We start from the raw sequence: 15,994 nt of genomic DNA, 5'->3' as shown, positions 1-15,994 counted from the left end.
ATAGCGCCGCGCTATTTAGAAGCCGCTGAGCTTGCGATCGCGCTGCCACTCTTCGGGGGTATAAGCCTTGATTGACAGGGCGTGAATACGGTTGTCCGCGATATATTCCATCAGCGGCGCATAGACCGTCTGCTGCTGTTTAACGCGGCTCATGCCGGCGAATAAATCACCGACCACAATCACCTGAAAATGGCTTCCATCGCCGGATGCATGAACTTCCTGAAGTGCCAATGCGCTCATCAGCACAGATTCGATTTCTTTATTTTCCATCGCTCTCAATTCTACGTCTGGGGGGGATGATAAACAGCGGGTATCTTAGAGGAATCCGCCGCTATCTTAAACAAAAGAAATCCCCCGTTGCGCAAAAGGCAACAGGGGACGGAGGGCCGTAAACACCGTGCATTAGCAGGTTAATTGCACCGGAATGACGTCGTTCAGGTTATACAAGTCGATCAGCGTTTTCAGCCGGTCGCTCACCCCGATAATCCGCAGCTCGCGGCCCTTCTGCGTCTGCTGGTGATAAAAATGCACCAATAGCGCCAGACCCGCGGAGTCCACCCGCTGTAGCTGGCTGACGTCCAGTCCGACCACGTTCTCCAGTAATGCCTCGCGCTGTTGCCAAAGCGGCAGCAACGTTTCACGATCCAAATCGCCTTTCAGCGTCAGCGTGCCTTCCTGCGATTGCCAGCTCAGCGGATCAGCCATTTTTCTGGTCCAGCGTGATCGGCTGCTGCGCAGAAATTTGCAGCTGGCGGGTCAGGCCGTCGACACCCTGCTGGCGCAGTATCGACGCCCATTCGTTTTGTTTGGTCGTAATCATGCTCACGCCTTCGGCGATCATGTCATAGGCCTGCCAGTGGCCGGTCTGACTGTTCTTGCGCCACTGGAAGTCCAGCCGCACCGGCGGGCGCCCGCCGTTATCAACAATCGTCACGCGGATAGACACGATGTTGGCATCCCCCAGCGGCTGTTGTGGCGCAATCTGGTAAGTCTGGCCGTGATACAACGCCAGCGCCTGGCCGTAGGCTTGTTCCAGATAAGCGGAAAACGCCTTGAAATAGGCTTCGCGTTGCGCGGGCGTCGCGCCCTTGTAATATTGTCCCAGCACCAGCGCGCCGGCATATTTCACCTGCACATAGGGCAGCAGCTCTTCACGTACGATATTGCGCAGGTAGTTGGGATTCTGACGGATACCCGGTTGTTCATTCTTCAGGCGGTCAAAGGTTTTCTGTGCGGCGTCGGCCATCAGGCTGTAAGGATTCGTCTGGTCGGCGGCAAGCGCCGCGGGGGCCATCACCAGTAGCGCCGCCGCCATGAGTAAACGTTTCAACATGCAGGTATCCTCTTAAGAATGTGGAGTCACGGGGTTGTTCTGGGATTCCGGAGCGCTGGCTGGCGCACTGCCGTTCGGCTCAGTATGCTCGTTGCCGCCGCCGCTCTTATACAGGAACTGCCCGATGAGATCTTCCAGCACCATCGCCGATTTGGTGTCCTGGATGGTACCGCCGTCCTTGAGGATCGACGTCCCCATCTCCGGGTCTTCGAAGCCCATATTCAGCGCCAGATACTGTTCTCCCAGCAGGCCCGACGTACGAATCGCCAATGAACTGGTATCAGGAATATGGTCGTAGCGCTTGTCGATCGCCATCGTAACGCGCGGCAGGTAGGTGTTAGGATCCAACTCGATACTGTCCACCCGACCGATGACGACGCCGCCGACTTTCACCGGCGAACGCGTTTTCAGTCCGCCGATGTTATCGAATGTCGCCGATAAACGGTACGTCTGCTGGTGTCCCAGCGTGTTCAGATCGGCGACCTTCAGACAGATAAAAATGATGGCGCCCAGCGCAATAAGCATAAACACGCCGACCCAGATTTCATGTTTCTTCGTTTGCATCACTTAGTTCCCAAACATCAGTGCTGTCAGCAAAAAATCCAATCCCAGAACCGCCAGCGATGAATGCACGACGGTTCGCGTCGTTGCACGGCTGATGCCCTCCGACGTCGGGATGGCGTCATATCCGTTAAACAGGGCGATCCAGGTCACGGTGATCGCAAAGGCGAGACTTTTCAGCATGCAGTTTACGATATCCAGTCGCCATTCGACCGCCCCTTGCATCGCCGACCAGAAAAAACCGCTGTCGATGCCTTTCCAATCCACGCCGACCAGCGCGCCGCCCCAGATCCCCACGGCGACGAAAATCACCGTCAGTAATGGCATCGTAATCACACCAGCCCAGAATCGCGGCGCGACGACGCGGCGCAATGGATCTACCGCCATCATTTCCATGCTGGACAGCTGCTCCGTAGCCTTCATCAATCCGATTTCCGCCGTCAGGGCAGACCCGGCGCGACCGGCGAACAGCAGCGCGGTCACCACCGGTCCCAGCTCGCGCAGCAGCGACAGCGACACCATCATGCCGAGACTGGCCTCCGCGCTATAGGTCGTTAGGACCAGATAGCCCTGCAGCCCCAGCACCATACCGATAAAGAGGCCGGACACCATGATGATCAACAGCGATTGCACCCCCACGCTGTAGAGCTGACGGCGCAGCAACGGCCACTGCCTGGCCGGTTCCGGTTTCCCCACCAACGCATTGAACAGCATGAGTCCCGCACGTCCGAACGACATACAAACGCTGATGCCGACGCGTCCAAAAGACGCTAATGCCTGAAATAGCATGAATACATTAACTCCCAGCTTTCAACAGTTCGCGTGTGTAATCTCCCGCAGGATAGCGGAAAGGCACCGGCCCATCGGCGATACCGTCGAGGAACTGACGCACGCGCGGGTCGGCGTTGTGTTGCAAATCGTCCGGCGAGCCCTCAGCGACGACGCGCTGGTCAGCGATGATATAAGCATAATCCGCAATGCTCAGCACTTCGGGGACGTCGTGGGAAACCACAATACAGGTGACACCGAGCGCATGATTGAGTTCATCGATCAGTTTGACCAGCACGCCCATCGTGATGGGATCCTGCCCGACGAACGGCTCGTCGAACATGATGAGCTGCGGATCGAGCGCGATAGCCCGCGCCAGCGCCGCCCGCCGCGCCATGCCGCCGGATAATTCGGACGGCATCATAGAGGCGGCTCCGCGCAGCCCTACCGCTTCGAGCTTCATCATCACGATAGTATGCAGTAATTCCGGCGGAAGCTGGCTGTGTTCCCGCAGCGGCCAGGCGACGTTGTCAAACACATTGAGATCGGTAAACAGCGCGCCGGATTGAAACAGCATGCTCATTTTTTTACGGGCTTCGTACAGCCCGGAACGAGAAAGCGCAGGAATATTTTCGCCGTCGAACCAGACTTCGCCCTGATCCGGCGGCAGCTGGCCGCCAATCAGGCGCAGCAGCGTGGTTTTGCCGATGCCGGACGGCCCCATGATGGCCGTCACTTTGCGTTGAGGGACGTTCAGGGAAATATCGCTAAAAATCTGCCGATTCCCCCGGCGAAAACTGAGCCCTCGAACTTCAACCAGGTTAGAGACTTCGGGATTCATCATGTGTTTCCTTTCCGACTGCGCGTTCGGCGCAGTCATCAGCATTTAGACCGTACGTTGCACCGCCCTTCAACGCCGGATGACGCATCGGGCATTCACTGTGACAAACGGCCATCACTTATTCGTGACCAAAGTTGCCATTGGTTTTACTTTTTCACACTACACAGTCAAAATTAGCGCCAAAGATGAAAAATGATTTTTTTTATTCACTCTTCGTCCCAAAAATACTGGTTTGTGCGCCAATAAACCGGTGATTATACCTGAATAAAGGACGCTGCATGCTTTTTGCGACAGTACTCTTGATTGTTGGTTTGATTCTGCTGGTTTATGGTGCCGACCGTCTGGTTTACGGCGCCGCCGTATTGGCCCGCGCCTTCGGTATTCCGCCGATAGTGATCGGCATTACCATTGTGGGACTGGGTACCTCGTTGCCGGAACTGATGGTCTCGGTCAACGCGGCGATGAATCACCAGATCGATATGGCGGTGGGCAACGTGCTCGGCTCCAATATCGCCAACATCCTGCTAATCCTCGGCAGCGCCACGTTGATTCGTCCGCTGACCTTCCATTCGGTGCTGGTGCGCCGGGAACTGCCGCTGATGTTAATCGTCACCGCGTTGTGCGGAGTGTTGCTGTACGACCATGCCCTCAGCCGACTGGATGGCGTAATACTGTTGCTGGCCGCCACGATCTCCATCACGCTGATACTGCGCATGGCCCGCACGGCCCAACGAGCGGGGGTTGATAGCCTAACGCGCGAGCAGATGGATGAGCTGCCTCGAGACAATAACGCTGCCGTCGCCTTGCTGTGGCTGGTACTGGGCGTCATTATTTTGCCGATGGCGACCCGCATCGTCGTGGACAATGCCACCGTGATCGCCCGCAGCTTCAATATCAGCGAATTGACCATCGGTCTGACGGTGCTGGCTATCGGCACCAGCCTGCCTGAACTCGCCACCGCAATCGTCGGCACGCTGAAGAAAGAGGACGACATTGCGCTCGGCAACCTGATCGGTTCCAACATTTTTAACATCGGCATTGTATTGGGCGTACCGGCGCTGCTTTCTCCCGGCGCGTTGAACCCACTGGCATTCAGCCGCGACTATTGGGTGATGCTAGGGGCCAGCGTACTGCTGGCGGCACTATGCCTACGCCAGAAACGGTGCATCGGTCAGGGCGCGGGCGCGCTATTGCTGTGCGCGTTTATCGCTTACCTCACCGTGCTGTTCTTTTTTTCATAGCCGGGCCTTAACGGCCACGCAGGACGTTTTACATGTCACACTTTGAGCTACCCTCCGATTTCGATTTCCAGAGCGCAGGGAAACAGGTTTTATCCATTGAGCGCGAAACGTTGGCGCAATTGGATCAATATATTGATGATAATTTTACCCGCGTCTGCGAGATGATTTTCCGCTGCACGGGCAAAGTCGTCGTGATGGGAATGGGAAAATCCGGTCATATCGGCTGCAAGATCGCCGCCACTTTCGCCAGTACCGGAACCCCGTCTTTCTTCGTGCATCCCGGCGAGGCCAGCCACGGCGATCTGGGAATGATTAGCGCTCAGGATATTGTTATCGCCATCTCCAACTCCGGCGAATCCCATGAGATCCTGGCCCTGATCCCCGTACTCAAACGTCTGCACGTCCCGTTGATCTGCATGACCGGCAATCCCGAAAGCACCATGGGAAAAGCCGCCGACCACCATCTCTGCATTCATGTCTCGCAGGAAGCCTGCCCGCTGGGCTTGGCCCCTACCTCCAGCACAACTGCTACGCTGGTAATGGGCGACGCGATTGCCGTGGCGCTGCTACAGGCCCGAGGATTTACCGCGGAGGACTTCGCGCTGTCCCATCCGGGCGGAGCACTTGGCCGCAAACTGTTACTGCGGGTGAACGATATCATGCACAGCGGCGACGAAATCCCCAGCGTTCCTCGCGATGCCTCCCTGCGCGACGCGTTGTTGGAGATCACCCGTAAGAATCTGGGAATGACCGCCATCTGCGCTCCTGACGGCACTATCGAGGGAATATTCACCGATGGCGACCTGCGCCGTATATTCGATCTGAATATCGATCTGAACAGCGCGCGCATCGTCGACGTCATGACCGCCGGCGGTATCCGCGTCACGTCGCAAATGCTGGCCGTGGATGCGTTGAACCTGATGCAATCGCGTCATGTGACGGCACTGATGGTCGCGCAAGACGATCGCCTGGTCGGCGTCGTGCATATGCACGACATGCTGCGTGCAGGTGTGGTTTAATCCAGCCACGCCGTCACCCCTGAATTGACCCAACGACTTCAACCCGGCTGTAAACCAAGGACAAGCGTGAAATGAGTGAAACCCCGCCGAATACCGAGACCTGCTACGGCCCTGTCGCCGGCGTAGCGATGGACAAGGCCCGAGAAATCCGACTGCTCATCTGCGACGTGGACGGTGTTCTGTCCGACGGCCTAATCTACATGGGCAATCAGGGCGAAGAGCTGAAAACGTTCAACGTTCGGGACGGCTACGGTATCCGCTGCCTGCTGACGTCTGACATTGACGTCGCCATTATCACCGGTCGTTCAGCCAAGCTCTTGGAAGACCGCTGCAAGACCCTGGGGATTTCTCACCTATATCAGGGACAGTCTGATAAGCTTTTGGCCTTCCGCGAGCTGTTGGATAAACTGGCGCTTGAGGCCCATCAGGTCGCCTATATCGGCGACGATTTGATCGACTGGCCGGTGATGGCGGAAGTCGGACTGAGCGTCGCGGTGGCGGATGCCCATCCGCTGCTGTTGCCCCGCTCGGATTATGTGACGCGCACCGCAGGCGGGCGCGGCGCCGTACGCGAGATTTGCGACCTGATTTTACAGGCGCAGGACAAGCTGGAGTTCGCTAAAGGGTTGTCGATATGAATAAAACAAAGCGCTGGCTGACCGCCCTGCTGGCCCTGATCGCACTGGTGTTGATCGGCCTGAATCTGACCGGTACCAACGATGACGCAACGCCTGCCGTGTCGGAGAGCAACGCGCCGACCTATACCACTCAGCAAAACCTCACCGTGGTGTATGACCCAACGGGAAAACTGGCCTACAAGCTGGTGACTGAAAAAGCCGAATATTACGAAAATGACCAGTTGACCTGGTTCACCCAGCCGGTGGCCACGATGTACAACGAATTAGGCGTCGCCACCTGGTCAGTCCGCTCGGATCGGGCCAAACTGACTAAGGACCGCATGCTGTATCTGTACGGCCATGTCGAGATGAACAGTCTGACGACAGATTCGCAGCTGGAACGGGTCAAAACAGAGAATGCCCAGGTAAACCTGGTCACCCAGGATGTCTCATCCGATGATGAGGTCACGCTTTACGGTGCCAGCTTTACCTCCAATGGTTTGAAAATGCGCGGAAATCTGCGCAACAAGACAGCAGAGTTGATCGAAAAGGTAAAAACCTCCTATGAAATTCCAAAAAATCAATAAAGCACTGCGCTACACGCTGATCGCCAGCTCGCTGTTTTCCGCCAGCATGCCGGTATTGGCGCTGACCGGCGATACCGATCAGCCGATTCATATCGACTCCGACCAGCAGTCGTTAGACATGCAGGGCAACGTCGTCACATTTACCGGCAATGTCATCGTCACGCAAGGATCGATCAAGGTTCAGGCGGACAAAGTCGTCGTCACCCGTCCACAGGGCCAGCAAGGCCGCGAAGTCATCGAAGGGTTTGGGAATCCGGCGACGTTCTACCAGATGCAGGACAACGGAAAGCCGGTCAAAGGCCACTCACAGAAAATGCGATATGAGCTGGATAAAGACAACGTCATCCTGACCGGCGACGCCTATCTGGAACAGCTGGACAGCAATGTCAAAGGCGACCGCATCACCTATCTGGTCAAGCAGCAGCAGATGGAAGCATTCAGCGATAAAGGCAAGCGCGTGACCACGGTGCTGGTGCCTTCTCAGCTGCAGGACAAAAATGGCCAGCGCACCGCCCCGGCCAAGGCCCCCAAACCGCAACAGCGAGCGACGCAATAACTCATGGCTACATTAATCGCAGAAAATCTGGCTAAGGCGTACAAAGGCCGCAAGGTTGTGGAAAACGTCAGCCTGAAAGTCAATTCCGGCGAAATCGTCGGCCTGCTGGGTCCGAACGGCGCAGGCAAAACGACCACGTTTTACATGGTCGTCGGCATCGTCCAGCGCGATGAAGGCCGCATCATTATCGACGACGATGATATCAGTCTGCTGCCGCTTCACGACCGCGCGCGCCGCGGCATCGGCTACCTGCCGCAGGAGGCGTCGATTTTCCGGCGGTTGAGCGTTTACGATAACCTGATGGCCGTGCTGCAAATCCGTAAGGATCTGACGCAGGAACAGCAGGCTGACCGCGCCAATGAGCTGATGGAAGAGTTTCATATTGCTCATTTACGCGATAGTCTGGGACAATCCCTCTCCGGTGGGGAGCGTCGTCGAGTGGAAATCGCCCGAGCGCTCGCAGCCAATCCTAAGTTCATCCTGCTGGATGAGCCTTTCGCCGGGGTGGACCCAATTTCGGTGATAGATATCAAGAAAATTATTGAACACCTCCGCGACAGCGGTCTGGGTGTCCTCATCACCGACCATAACGTCCGCGAAACGCTGGACGTCTGTGAACGTGCCTATATCGTCAGCCAGGGCCATCTCATCGCCCACGGAACACCGGCGGATATATTGGCCAACGAACAGGTCAAACGTGTCTATCTGGGCGAAGGCTTCCGACTCTGACGTCATATTTTTGTTCGTATTATCCAAGGGAAGTTAGCGCTATTTATGAAGCAAGGTTTGCAACTCAGGCTTAGCCAGCAACTGGCAATGACGCCACAGTTACAGCAGGCAATCCGCCTGTTGCAGCTGTCCACGCTTGAACTCCAGCAAGAAATTCAACAGGCGCTGGAAAGCAACCCCTTGCTGGAACAAACCGATCCCCACGAGGAGGTCGAGACGCAAGAAAGCAGCAGCAGCGAAGCGCTGGATACCCGGGAGGCGCTGGAGCAGAAAGAGATGCCCGACGAGCTGCCGCTGGACGCCGCCTGGGATGAAATCTATACGGCGGGCACGCCCTCCGGCACCAGCACCGACTACCGCGATGATGAGCTGCCGGTCTACCAGGGCGAAACCACACAATCCCTGCAAGACTATCTGATGTGGCAGGTGGAGCTGACGCCGTTCTCCGACACCGATGCCGCCATCGCCACCTCCATCGTCGACGCCGTCGATCCCACGGGTTACCTCACCGTTTCTCTGGAAGAAATCCGCGACAGCGTCGGTAATGAAGAGCTGACGATGGAAGAAGTGGAGGCCGTCCTGAAACGGGTACAGCGCTTCGATCCGGTGGGCGTCGCGTCGCGCGATCTACGCGAGTGTCTGCTAGTGCAGTTGTCCCAGTTCGACAATAAGATGCCGCGCTGGGAAGAAGCCAAGCTGATCGTCAGCGAATATCTCGACCTGTTGGCGAATCATGACTTCCGTACGCTGATTCGCGCCAGCCGTTTAAAAGAAGACGTGCTGAAAGAAGCCTTGGCCCTGATTCAATCCCTCGATCCGCGTCCGGGACAGTCCATCAACACCGGCGAGTCGGAATACGTGATCCCCGACGTTCTGGTGCGTAAAGTGCAGGACCAATGGTCCGTCGAACTCAATACCGACAGCGTACCGCGGCTGCAAATCAACCAACAATATGCCGCGCTGGGCAACAGCACGCGCAGCGACAGCGACGGTCAGTTCATTCGTAGTCACCTTCAGGAAGCCCGCTGGCTCATCAAAAGTCTGGAGAGCCGCAACGACACGCTGCTGAAAGTGACCCGCTGCATTGTCGAACAACAGCAGGCCTTCTTCGACCACGGCGAAGAGTACATGAAGCCGATGGTGCTGGCGGATATCGCCCAGGCAGTGGAAATGCACGAATCCACCATTTCTCGCGTCACGACGCAGAAGTTCCTGCACAGCCCCCGCGGCATCTTCGAACTGAAATATTTTTTCTCAAGCCACGTCAACACGGACAGCGGCGGAGAGGCCTCGTCTACCGCCATCCGGGCGTTGGTCAAAAAATTAATCGCTGCGGAGAATCCCGCCAAACCGTTGAGCGACAGCAAGCTGACCACTCTGCTTTCCGATCAGGGAATCATCGTGGCCCGGCGCACCGTCGCCAAATATCGCGAGTCTTTATCCATCCCACCGTCCAACCAGCGTAAACAACTGGTTTGACCTTGAACTGAGAAGGAAGACGCTATGCAGCTGAACATTACCGGACACCATGTTGAAATTACCGATGCCTTGCGCGAATTTCTCAATACGAAGTTTGCGAAGCTGGAACAATATTTCGATCGCATTAATCAGGTGTACGTAGTGCTGAAGGTGGAGAAAATTCAGCAGATTGCTGAAGCCACGATCCACGTCAGCGGCGGTGAGCTGCATGCCACATCGGAAGCGGAAGAGATGTATGCCGCCATCGATCTTCTCATCGACAAACTGGCGCGACAGTTAAACAAACATAAGGATAAACTGAAGCAGCACTGATTGTTCCCCCGCCTCCAGGCGCAGGGACCGAAAGGGCAGCCCTTTCGGTAGCTGGAGGCCCGAGTGTTGTCAGGTGAATACAAAATGAATAACGATTCCATTATGCAACTCAGCGCCGTACTTCGACAGGAGTGCACCCGCAACGCCGTGAGCTGCCAGAGTAAAAAGCGCGCTCTGGAAATCATCAGCGAACTCGCTGCGGCACAGCTCAATTTGCCCTCGCAGATTATTTTTGAAGCCATTCTGGCGCGTGAACGGATGGGCAGCACCGGTATTGGCAACGGTATTGCTATTCCTCACGGGAAGCTCGATAACGAGGACACATTGAGCGCCGTGGGCGTCTTCATCCATCTGGAGAAACCCGTCGCCTTTGATGCCATAGATAACCAGCCCGTGGACCTGCTGTTTGCCTTGCTGGTTCCCGCCGAACAATGTAAAACCCATTTAAATACGCTGGCGCTAGCCGCCAGACAGCTGTCGGATAAGGCGCTGTGCCGTCGGTTGCGGGGTGCGCAGAGCGACGAAGAGCTGTATCAGATCATGACCGAATCGGATAGCGACGAGCAGCCCTAAAATATCAGGGCGAAGCGCATCCAGACCAAGAAAATGAAACGACCGGACGCCGTGCGCCAACGCTCGCGTCCGGTAATCATTCCGGCCAAGGCCGGATGACTTACATAAGCTAACGGTGGCAGCGAGACCTTCACCATTCCGCTGCCTGAGGGGAGTCGTCAGATGGTGCTGATGATTGTCAGTGGTCGTTCAGGCTCGGGAAAATCCGTGGCCTTGCGCGCGCTGGAAGACATGGGTTTCTACTGCGTGGATAACCTGCCTGTGATTCTACTGCCGGATCTGGCCAATACCCTGGCCGCGCGGAACATCTCGGCGGCGGTCAGCATTGACGTACGTAATATGCCGGAAACGCCGGAAGTGCTGGAGCAGGCGCTGACCCGACTGCCAAGCAGTTTCTCGCCGCAGCTGCTGTTTCTGGACGCCGATCGCAATACGCTGATCCGCCGCTATAGCGACACTCGTCGCCTGCACCCGCTGTCCAGCCAGAACCTGTCGCTGGAAAATGCCATCGACGAAGAAAACAATCTGCTGGAGCCGCTGCGCTCCCGCGCCGATTTGATCATCGACACCTCCGAGATGTCGGTGCACGAATTGGCGGAGATGCTGCGCGCCCGCCTGTTGGGCAAGCGGGAACGCGAGCTAACGATGGTATTTGAATCATTCGGCTACAAGCACGGCATTCCTATCGACGCCGACTACGTGTTCGACGTCCGCTTCCTGCCAAATCCGCACTGGGATCCCAAACTACGCCCCATGACCGGGCTGGACAAACCCGTCGCGGCGTTTTTGGATCGCCATACCGAAGTGCACAATTTTATTTATCAAACGCGCAGCTACCTTGAGCTATGGCTGCCGATGCTGGAAACCAACAATCGCAGCTACCTGACCGTCGCCATTGGTTGCACCGGCGGTAAACACCGTTCGGTGTATATCGCCGAGCAGTTGGCCGACTACTTCCGCTCCAGAGGCAAAAACGTGCAACTACGCCACCGTACGCTGGAAAAACGTAAATCATGACCGTAAGACATACCGTTGAAGTCAAAAACCGTCTGGGTATGCACGCCCGTCCGGCGATGAAGCTATTCGAGCTCGTACAAAACTTCGATGCTGAAGTCATTCTGCGCAATGAGAGCGGCACGCAGGCGGAAGCCAGCAGCGTGATTGCCATGCTGATGCTGGATTCCGCCAAGGGCCGGCGTATTGAAATCGAAGCGACCGGTCCGGACGAAAACGAAGCGCTCGCGGCCGTCGTAAAACTATTCGACGCCGGCTTTGACGAAGAATAACCAGATTTCAGCTCATTTTTTCGTCTTCGTACCTTCCATTTCCCCTCGCCTTGTTATCGCCCAGAATTCCCTACGCCTAAACTATTTTAGGATCATACCTTTCGCAGCCGATAAATTAAAAACACGTGTTCCTATAAAGGTCCCCAATCTTTTTGTTAATTTAAAAAAAGCCCGAGTTCACAACTAAACCGGATAAATAACATGTAGTTATTTTCTTATCTTCATTTTTATAAAGAAATCTCAAATTGTCCTTAGGCCCAAAAACCAGAAATGGCCTTAAACAATAGACGATCATATGTATTCGCGAGATTAATAAGGAGTTTATCCTATTTGAATTAACAAATACTGCCATTTTCTCTTTTAACTTCATGCAGATATAAATAGCCATAAAAAAAATCAAAAAAAAGATCTGATTTGAAATGAAAGCCATTATTAATAAAAATACGAAGACACTCCCCATCCAAATTATGAATGAGTAAGCCGGAGTAATCTCATATCATTTGGCGGTGTTGAGTAACCACGGGTTAAGATTAAGTAAAAGGAATACATAGATGAGGATATTAATATGTCTAAAAGTATAGCCAATAAAGGCCAAACGCCAGGTTCTCGTCGTGGCGCATTGAGGGAACTACTAAATAACAAAAAAGCGATCCGCGTCATGGAAGCCCACAGTCCATTATCCGCCATGCTGATTGAAGAGGCCGAATATATAAAAGGAGGAGTGAATCACAAATTTGATGCTTTTTGGTCCAGCTCTCTGACCGATTCTACTTTGAGAGGTCAACCCGATACGGAATTAGTCAATTACAGCCGCCGTTTTAATTCCATCGCTGATATTTTCAATGTTACGAACAGCCCATTAATTTTTGACGGTGATACCGGCGGCCAGATAGAACATCTGGTATACCACATCCGAGAGGCCGAAAATCTGGGAATTTCCGCCATCATCATTGAGGATAAAACCGGTCTGAAGAAAAACTCTCTATTCGGCAATGAAGTGAAACAGACCCAAGCTACGGTGGATGACTTCTGCACGAAAATCAGAGCGGCCAAAGAGGCTCAGTTGACGCCGGAATTTATGTTGATTGCACGCATTGAAAGCCTGATATTGGAAACCGGTATGGACGATGCCATCGACCGCGCACTGCGTTATGTCGAGGCGGGAGCCGACGGCATCATGATCCATAGTCGGCTTAGAACCCCGGATGAAATTCTCGAATTTGCTAAAATATTCCGCAGTCACTATCCGCAGATCCCTTTAGTTTGCGTACCGACCAGTTTTAATGAAATTACGTTCGAACACCTGGTCAAAAGTGGTTTTAACATCATTATTTATGCTAACCATATGTTGCGCGCATCTTATCCGGCCATGCGAGAAATTCTCCCCCAAATTCTCAAATATGGCCGCACACGAGAAATCGAAGACAAATGTATTTCTATAAAGGAGATACTCAACTTAATTCCCGGAACGAAATAATCACCCAAGAATAATAATCCAGCAACACAATTAATCATTAAAAAAGAAGGAACTTATCATGATTAACCCTGACGATTTTTTGGGTTTTTTACACCATAAAGGTATTCGATTCTATAGTGGCGTCCCTGACTCTTTATTAAAAGAATTCTGTCTGGCTATCGACGGAACAAAAGAAGATATTCGGCATCAGTTAGCTTGCAATGAAGGCACTGCGGCAGGAATGGCCATTGGCTATCATTTGGCAACAAACTCAATACCTGTGGTTTATTTACAAAATTCCGGACTGGGAAATATCGTTAATCCAATTTGTTCGCTGGCGGCGACAGACGTTTACAGCATCCCGATGCTATTTATTATCGGCTGGCGTGGTGAAACCAAACCCGACGGAACCCAACTGAATGACGAACCACAGCATGTGATGCAAGGTCGGGTCACACTACCGCAGTTAGATGTAATCAATATTCCCTATCATATATTGGAAGGCGAGCCTGATATTGACTTCCCGCAGATAGAACAGCTGCTGGAACAGGCGCAACGCGAAAAACGTCCTGTCGCCCTGGTCGTACGTAAACATACTTTCTCTCCTTGCCAACAAGCCAGGCAGCCGGCGCGAACCTCGGCCACGCTGCTGCGCGAGGAGATCGTCGCGGAAGTCCTGTCCGCACTACCGGCCGATGTCCCCATCATCAGTACCACCGGAATGCTGTCGCGCGAACTGTTCGAGCTACGAGAACAGCGTGGGGAAGAGCACGAACGCGACTTTCTGACCGTAGGCGGCATGGGCCTCGCCAGCCAGATAGCGCTGGGTATCAGCGAAGGTCGACCGGGTAAGAAAGTCGTCTGTCTGGATGGCGATGGCGCGACGCTGATGCACATGGGCGGGCTGACCAATAGCGCCCTTTCCCCCACGCTTATCCATATCGTCATTAATAACGGCGCCCATGAGTCAGTCGGCGGTCAGCGGACGGCGGCGTCGCGCCTCCCCTTAGCGCCCATCGCTGCCGCCTGTGGCTATAGCAGGGTCACAGCGGTAGGAAGCCGAGAAGCCCTGCGGGCAACGCTTCACAAGGCGCTGATGAGTCAGGGGAGTCAGTTTATCGAAGTGAAATGCCGCATTGGACACCGCGACAATCTAGGAAGGCCCACGACATCGCCTTCCCAGAATCGAACCTGCTTTATGCGGTTCCTGTCGCAGCCAGCTCATTCCAGCTGATAACACCCCTGCCACCCCTTCCCCGAAGCGGTGACGTTGAAAGGATGCTCCCTATGACAAAACACATTTCTCTGGTTGGCATCGGCGTATTGGGAAAGGCGATCGCACTCAGATTACGTCAGTGCCAATACTCTCTCAGCCTCTACAACCGTACGGTGAGTAAAGCCGAAGCCCTAAGCGGCAACGGCGCACGCGCTGTGAATTCACTCAGCCAGTTATTCACGCGTGAACGATCAATTATTCTGGTTTGTCTGACAGATGCTGAGGCCATGAAAGCCCTTTTTTGCACGCCGGAAATAACCAGCAGACTCAAAAAATATCAGCCACTTATTGTCAACATCAGCACCATCGGCCCCCAGGACAGCCAGCAAATGGAGGTTTTTTTCCTGCGCCACGGCGCTCACTACCTGGAAGCCCCCGTCTCCGGGGGCCCCGAAGGCGCGCGCACCGGCAAACTGGCCTGCTGGGCAGGCCCAATACCGACTGACTTTTCCGATGTCCTCCCCGCGTTGCTCTCCTCTCTGAGCGACAACTATGTCGTCATGGACAGCAACCGGGCCGCACAGACGATGAAAGTCATCAACAACTACTGTGAGGCCGTCCACCTGCTGGTCGCCGCAGAATCGATTCTGTTAGCCGAGAAGTGCGGCATCAGCCAGACGACATTGCAGCAAGCACTACCGTTGGGGCGAGGTCGCTCCACCTATATGGATGTAATGCTGAATCGTTATCTTCACCCATCAAACCTGATTTCCGTTCCGTTAGATATCCGTATCAAGGACCTGGATCTGGCTCACGCCCTGTTTCGTGAACAAACGGTCCATAGCACCTTTTTCGACCCTATCCAGCGTATTTATCTGGATACCGCCGAAGCCCTCAGGGCGCCACAGGATCAGACCGCGTGTTTTGCCTATTTGTCGAAGCAATCACAACAGCAAGAGCCGGAGGCGTAAATGATGACGAAGAAAGAGCAACGCGCTTATTGGATGTCCGTACTGTCACGCAGCCGTGCCGAAGCACTGCTGTCATATTGGCAACCCCTCAATATTGCCGTGGACTATCAACTGCTGCGGCCGACGGAGATCGGCCTGCTCCAACTACAAGGTCGCATGGAAACCACAGGACAGCGTTTTATGGTGGGCGACATGACCGTGACCCGCGCGGCATTGCAACTCAAGGACGGAATTTGCGGCTACAGCTATATCGTCGGCAGAGACAAACCCCATGCGGAACGCTGTGCCTTCATCGATGCCTTATTACAAACCCAGTCTGCTTTCAACCCGCTGTGGAAGCGTCTGGTTTCCCCTCTCGCCAAGCAACTGCAAGCTGAACATGACCAACAGCGCCGTGAAGTCGCCACCAGTCGAGTCAACTTCTTTACGTTGGTCAGAGGAGAGTAATC

At 54.5% G+C, this 15,994-nt stretch carries 21 protein-coding genes; 15 read left to right on the top strand and 6 right to left on the bottom strand.

From position 1 onward, the window contains the following. Window positions 1-15 precede the first annotated feature (15 nt). The 6 genes from ibaG to mlaF all read right to left on the bottom strand — a co-directional run bounded on the left by ibaG (window position 16) and on the right by mlaF (window position 3,503). Window positions 16-270, bottom strand: coding sequence for a BolA family iron metabolism protein IbaG (gene ibaG / locus BLU64_RS12030; RefSeq protein ID WP_026740703.1), 255 nt, complete (start codon window positions 268-270; stop codon window positions 16-18). A gap of 132 nt (window positions 271-402) precedes the next feature. Then, window positions 403-705 carry a lipid asymmetry maintenance protein MlaB gene (gene mlaB / locus BLU64_RS12025; protein WP_026740702.1) on the bottom strand — a complete coding sequence of 101 codons (303 nt, stop codon included), beginning with the start codon at window positions 703-705 and terminating at the stop codon, window positions 403-405. Continuing rightward, a complete protein-coding gene (mlaC, locus tag BLU64_RS12020) occupies window positions 698-1,333 on the bottom strand; it encodes a phospholipid-binding protein MlaC (protein ID WP_026740701.1) in 636 nt (211 codons plus the stop codon). Before mlaC ends, mlaB begins: the two co-directional genes overlap by 8 nt. A 12-nt stretch (window positions 1,334-1,345) precedes the next feature. Further along, a complete protein-coding gene (gene mlaD, locus BLU64_RS12015; protein ID WP_026744019.1) occupies window positions 1,346-1,897 on the bottom strand; it encodes an outer membrane lipid asymmetry maintenance protein MlaD in 552 nt (183 codons plus the stop codon). 3 nt (window positions 1,898-1,900) lie between these two features. After that, entirely contained in the window at window positions 1,901-2,683 is a 783-nt protein-coding gene (gene mlaE, locus BLU64_RS12010; RefSeq protein ID WP_026744018.1) for a lipid asymmetry maintenance ABC transporter permease subunit MlaE, read from the bottom strand. Window positions 2,684-2,690: 7 nt separating this feature from the next. Beyond that, a complete protein-coding gene (mlaF, locus tag BLU64_RS12005) occupies window positions 2,691-3,503 on the bottom strand; it encodes a phospholipid ABC transporter ATP-binding protein MlaF (RefSeq protein WP_026744017.1) in 813 nt (270 codons plus the stop codon). Window positions 3,504-3,781: 278 nt separating this feature from the next. Between mlaF and BLU64_RS12000 the strand changes: the two genes are divergently transcribed. The 15 genes from BLU64_RS12000 (at window position 3,782) to phnG (ending at window position 15,992) form a co-directional block, all read left to right on the top strand. Beyond that, window positions 3,782-4,744, top strand: a complete 963-nt coding sequence (locus tag BLU64_RS12000) for a calcium/sodium antiporter (RefSeq protein ID WP_074728847.1) — start codon at window positions 3,782-3,784, stop codon at window positions 4,742-4,744. A 32-nt stretch (window positions 4,745-4,776) separates the two neighbouring features. Continuing rightward, a complete protein-coding gene (gene kdsD, locus BLU64_RS11995) occupies window positions 4,777-5,763 on the top strand; it encodes an arabinose-5-phosphate isomerase KdsD (protein ID WP_074728845.1) in 987 nt (328 codons plus the stop codon). Window positions 5,764-5,834: 71 nt separating this feature from the next. Further along, window positions 5,835-6,401: a 3-deoxy-manno-octulosonate-8-phosphatase KdsC gene (gene kdsC, locus BLU64_RS11990; RefSeq protein WP_026744014.1), complete on the top strand. Its 567-nt coding sequence runs from the start codon at window positions 5,835-5,837 to the stop codon at window positions 6,399-6,401. Beyond that, on the top strand, window positions 6,398-6,967 hold the full coding sequence (gene lptC / locus BLU64_RS11985; protein ID WP_026744013.1) for an LPS export ABC transporter periplasmic protein LptC: 570 nt from the start codon (window positions 6,398-6,400) through the stop codon (window positions 6,965-6,967). The genes kdsC and lptC overlap by 4 nt, the downstream gene beginning before the upstream one ends. Then, complete coding sequence (gene lptA, locus BLU64_RS11980; protein WP_026744012.1) at window positions 6,945-7,523, top strand: lipopolysaccharide ABC transporter substrate-binding protein LptA; 579 nt, start codon at window positions 6,945-6,947, stop codon at window positions 7,521-7,523. Before lptC ends, lptA begins: the two co-directional genes overlap by 23 nt. A gap of 3 nt (window positions 7,524-7,526) precedes the next feature. Further along, window positions 7,527-8,252 carry an LPS export ABC transporter ATP-binding protein gene (gene lptB / locus BLU64_RS11975; protein WP_026744011.1) on the top strand — a complete coding sequence of 242 codons (726 nt, stop codon included), beginning with the start codon at window positions 7,527-7,529 and terminating at the stop codon, window positions 8,250-8,252. A 45-nt stretch (window positions 8,253-8,297) separates the two neighbouring features. Continuing rightward, window positions 8,298-9,731, top strand: coding sequence for an RNA polymerase factor sigma-54 (gene rpoN, locus BLU64_RS11970; RefSeq protein ID WP_074728843.1), 1,434 nt, complete (start codon window positions 8,298-8,300; stop codon window positions 9,729-9,731). A 24-nt stretch (window positions 9,732-9,755) separates the two neighbouring features. Continuing rightward, window positions 9,756-10,043 carry a ribosome hibernation promoting factor gene (gene hpf, locus BLU64_RS11965; protein WP_026744009.1) on the top strand — a complete coding sequence of 96 codons (288 nt, stop codon included), beginning with the start codon at window positions 9,756-9,758 and terminating at the stop codon, window positions 10,041-10,043. An 84-nt stretch (window positions 10,044-10,127) separates the two neighbouring features. Next, window positions 10,128-10,616, top strand: coding sequence for a PTS IIA-like nitrogen regulatory protein PtsN (gene ptsN, locus BLU64_RS11960; RefSeq protein ID WP_026744008.1), 489 nt, complete (start codon window positions 10,128-10,130; stop codon window positions 10,614-10,616). Window positions 10,617-10,778: 162 nt separating this feature from the next. After that, window positions 10,779-11,633: an RNase adapter RapZ gene (rapZ, locus tag BLU64_RS11955; RefSeq protein ID WP_074728841.1), complete on the top strand. Its 855-nt coding sequence runs from the start codon at window positions 10,779-10,781 to the stop codon at window positions 11,631-11,633. Continuing rightward, entirely contained in the window at window positions 11,630-11,902 is a 273-nt protein-coding gene (npr, locus tag BLU64_RS11950) for a PTS phosphocarrier protein NPr (RefSeq protein ID WP_026740687.1), read from the top strand. The genes rapZ and npr overlap by 4 nt, the downstream gene beginning before the upstream one ends. Window positions 11,903-12,467: 565 nt before the next feature. Beyond that, window positions 12,468-13,379, top strand: coding sequence for a phosphoenolpyruvate mutase (gene aepX, locus BLU64_RS11940; protein ID WP_026744005.1), 912 nt, complete (start codon window positions 12,468-12,470; stop codon window positions 13,377-13,379). Between the two features lie 58 nt (window positions 13,380-13,437). Then, on the top strand, window positions 13,438-14,592 hold the full coding sequence (aepY, locus tag BLU64_RS11935; RefSeq protein ID WP_074728839.1) for a phosphonopyruvate decarboxylase: 1,155 nt from the start codon (window positions 13,438-13,440) through the stop codon (window positions 14,590-14,592). A 53-nt stretch (window positions 14,593-14,645) separates the two neighbouring features. Further along, window positions 14,646-15,545: an NAD(P)-dependent oxidoreductase gene (locus BLU64_RS11930; protein WP_026744003.1), complete on the top strand. Its 900-nt coding sequence runs from the start codon at window positions 14,646-14,648 to the stop codon at window positions 15,543-15,545. A gap of 3 nt (window positions 15,546-15,548) precedes the next feature. Further along, window positions 15,549-15,992 carry a phosphonate C-P lyase system protein PhnG gene (phnG, locus tag BLU64_RS11925; protein WP_026744002.1) on the top strand — a complete coding sequence of 148 codons (444 nt, stop codon included), beginning with the start codon at window positions 15,549-15,551 and terminating at the stop codon, window positions 15,990-15,992. Window positions 15,993-15,994: the final 2 nt, after the last annotated feature.

The sequence above is a fragment of the Lonsdalea quercina genome, assembly GCF_900107885.1.
In the GTDB taxonomy this organism is placed as follows: domain Bacteria; phylum Pseudomonadota; class Gammaproteobacteria; order Enterobacterales; family Enterobacteriaceae; genus Lonsdalea; species Lonsdalea quercina.
This window is presented reverse-complemented; position numbering and strand designations above follow the sequence as displayed.

Coding starts and splice junctions, on each gene's coding strand:
- mlaC (WP_026740701.1), bottom strand. CDS start 1,333: ATGTTGAAACGTTTACTCATGGCGGCGGCGCTACTGGTGATGGCCCCC.
- ibaG (WP_026740703.1), bottom strand. CDS start 270: ATGGAAAATAAAGAAATCGAATCTGTGCTGATGAGCGCATTGGCACTT.
- kdsC (WP_026744014.1), top strand. CDS start 5,835: ATGAGTGAAACCCCGCCGAATACCGAGACCTGCTACGGCCCTGTCGCC.
- rapZ (WP_074728841.1), top strand. CDS start 10,779: ATGGTGCTGATGATTGTCAGTGGTCGTTCAGGCTCGGGAAAATCCGTG.
- hpf (WP_026744009.1), top strand. CDS start 9,756: ATGCAGCTGAACATTACCGGACACCATGTTGAAATTACCGATGCCTTG.
- mlaD (WP_026744019.1), bottom strand. CDS start 1,897: ATGCAAACGAAGAAACATGAAATCTGGGTCGGCGTGTTTATGCTTATT.
- mlaF (WP_026744017.1), bottom strand. CDS start 3,503: ATGAATCCCGAAGTCTCTAACCTGGTTGAAGTTCGAGGGCTCAGTTTT.
- aepY (WP_074728839.1), top strand. CDS start 13,438: ATGATTAACCCTGACGATTTTTTGGGTTTTTTACACCATAAAGGTATT.
- rpoN (WP_074728843.1), top strand. CDS start 8,298: ATGAAGCAAGGTTTGCAACTCAGGCTTAGCCAGCAACTGGCAATGACG.
- lptC (WP_026744013.1), top strand. CDS start 6,398: ATGAATAAAACAAAGCGCTGGCTGACCGCCCTGCTGGCCCTGATCGCA.
- ptsN (WP_026744008.1), top strand. CDS start 10,128: ATGAATAACGATTCCATTATGCAACTCAGCGCCGTACTTCGACAGGAG.
- lptA (WP_026744012.1), top strand. CDS start 6,945: ATGAAATTCCAAAAAATCAATAAAGCACTGCGCTACACGCTGATCGCC.
- phnG (WP_026744002.1), top strand. CDS start 15,549: ATGACGAAGAAAGAGCAACGCGCTTATTGGATGTCCGTACTGTCACGC.
- kdsD (WP_074728845.1), top strand. CDS start 4,777: ATGTCACACTTTGAGCTACCCTCCGATTTCGATTTCCAGAGCGCAGGG.
- aepX (WP_026744005.1), top strand. CDS start 12,468: ATGTCTAAAAGTATAGCCAATAAAGGCCAAACGCCAGGTTCTCGTCGT.
- BLU64_RS11930 (WP_026744003.1), top strand. CDS start 14,646: ATGACAAAACACATTTCTCTGGTTGGCATCGGCGTATTGGGAAAGGCG.
- lptB (WP_026744011.1), top strand. CDS start 7,527: ATGGCTACATTAATCGCAGAAAATCTGGCTAAGGCGTACAAAGGCCGC.
- npr (WP_026740687.1), top strand. CDS start 11,630: ATGACCGTAAGACATACCGTTGAAGTCAAAAACCGTCTGGGTATGCAC.
- BLU64_RS12000 (WP_074728847.1), top strand. CDS start 3,782: ATGCTTTTTGCGACAGTACTCTTGATTGTTGGTTTGATTCTGCTGGTT.
- mlaE (WP_026744018.1), bottom strand. CDS start 2,683: ATGCTATTTCAGGCATTAGCGTCTTTTGGACGCGTCGGCATCAGCGTT.
- mlaB (WP_026740702.1), bottom strand. CDS start 705: ATGGCTGATCCGCTGAGCTGGCAATCGCAGGAAGGCACGCTGACGCTG.